Genomic DNA, 1,098 nt, shown 5'->3' on the forward strand with positions numbered 1-1,098 from the left:
ATATAGCAACGGTATCAAGTATTTCCAAAAGTATATAATAGAGTCAGGAACACAGGTGTAAAAAATCATGAATCAGCCCCAGTCGCAATAAAAGTCCTCAACATAGATCATTTAGGAATAATAGCCGAAATTATCGATGAAATGGAACTGGTAGAATTAGTGAATAAACAAATCGGTATCAAAGAAAAAGAACTCCTAACTCCCGGACAAGTAATGAAAGCAATGATTTTGAATGGATTAGGATTTTTGAGCGCCCCTTTATACTTATTTGAACAATTTTTTGTCGGCAAAGCAACATCACATCTGATTGGAGAAGGACTATTACCATCACATTTAAATGATGACCGATTAGCCAGAGCCTTAGACAAATATTATGCAGCAGGCACAACACAACTATTTACAACAATCGCTATAAAAGCTGCCGAAAAATTTCAAGTAAAAATGAATAGCATTCATTTGGATGGAACTTCAATGTATGTACATGGGGAGTAGGCAAAGCCGTCAGAAAGAGGAGTCAATTCAGTCAAGATTGAGGAAAAAGTGAAAATTCAAGAATCTGAGCATGAATCAGAGATGAAAACCATAGAACTCAAACATGGATATTCGAGGGAGCATCGACCAGACCTCAAGCAATTTATTGTTGACATGATTTGTACAGGAGATGGAGATGTACCATTATATTTAAAAATAGACTCAGGAAATATCGATGACAAAAGTGTATTTGTAGAGCGATTAAAAGAATTCAAAAAGTCCTGGAATTTTGAAGGAGTAAATGTAGCAGATAGTGCCTTGTATACCAAAGATAATATCATCGCTATGAGAGAAATGAAATGGAAAACTAGAGTTCCTTTAACTATAAAAATGGCTCAAGATAAAATATTAAATATCGAAGCTCACCAATGGACAGACAGTAAAATATCAGGATATAAAATGGTCGAAAAAGAAAGTGATTATGGAGAAGTCAAGCAAAGATGGTTGATCGTAGAAAGTGAAGCGAGAAAAAAATCAAGTATTGAACAAATAAATAAGCAAGTAGAAAAACAAAAAGAAAAAGCATCAACCTCTATACGCAAGCTATCCCAGCCAAATTTTGCTTGT

The 1,098-nt window shown here is 34.5% G+C and carries 1 pseudogene; it reads left to right on the plus strand.

Features of this window, described 5'->3' with window-relative positions:
* Positions 1 to 87 precede the first annotated feature (87 nt).
* Positions 88 to 1,098: pseudogene (locus QUB13_RS30600) on the plus strand (IS1634 family transposase); the annotation flags it as partial.

It is taken from the genome of Microcoleus sp. B4-D4 (assembly GCF_036705185.1).
GTDB lineage: Bacteria > Cyanobacteriota > Cyanobacteriia > Cyanobacteriales > Microcoleaceae > Microcoleus.